The organism is Oleiphilus sp. HI0079 (assembly GCF_001635105.1).
In genome coordinates this window covers 1-622 of the sequence record NZ_LWFT01000953.1, presented here as the reverse complement: position 1 = coordinate 622, position 622 = coordinate 1, and the positions used below count along the sequence as shown (strand labels likewise).

The window sequence follows — 622 nt, the reverse complement described above, 5'->3', positions numbered from 1 at the left end:
CTCGTTGATCAGTCTTTCTAGATGTCTCGCGTTACGCATGATCTGAATAGGGTTTTTACGATCGAGCGGAAGTTGGTAATGGGCGACGTTCCACTCGGTTAGCCGCTGCGCAAGTTTGCCTCCAGAAGAGGCGACGCTCGATCGATGACCTTGTTGGCTAAGAAACTCGGCAAGCTCTAATGTGCCTTGCTCAACACCACCACTTTCCAGGGCGGGGAGCACTTGCAGGATGTGATTAAACATCTTGCCCCTCGTGTTTTGATCGCCAGGTTTCATATCGCATCAAGAGCCACTCAGTTGCTCTTTCAGCTTCATGCAGTCCGGTCTGCTGGCGGTTGTTTATGTCTGATTCAGGCGAGAGGTCTGCGAGCCTCATTACATGGTTTTCCCGATATAGTCGCTCAAGTTCATTGCGAAGACGATTCTTTCTAAATAATTTATGACGCGTGGCGAGCTCTATGACGCCAGTGGGTTTCGCGGCAGAGAGCGCCTCGTAAATCATGTTGCTGCTGTCGGCGCTGACCCAAACTTGTTTTGCGCGGTGTATTGCTTGGTCCAGATCATGGTTTGCGCTCAAAAAACGTAGCCTTGGTAGCTCGGCTTTGATTCTTTCGATTGTTGT

Annotated in this window: 1 protein-coding gene and 1 pseudogene; both read right to left on the bottom strand. The window is 50.3% G+C overall.

What is annotated here, in order from left to right; genetic code table 11:
• Nucleotides 1–243 (bottom strand): annotated as a pseudogene (locus A3750_RS17455) (glycosyltransferase); the annotation flags it as partial.
• A partial coding sequence (locus tag A3750_RS17450; RefSeq protein WP_231871864.1) for an ELM1/GtrOC1 family putative glycosyltransferase occupies nucleotides 236–622 on the bottom strand: 387 nt, incomplete at its 5' end. The gene A3750_RS17450 and the pseudogene A3750_RS17455, both read right to left, overlap by 8 nt.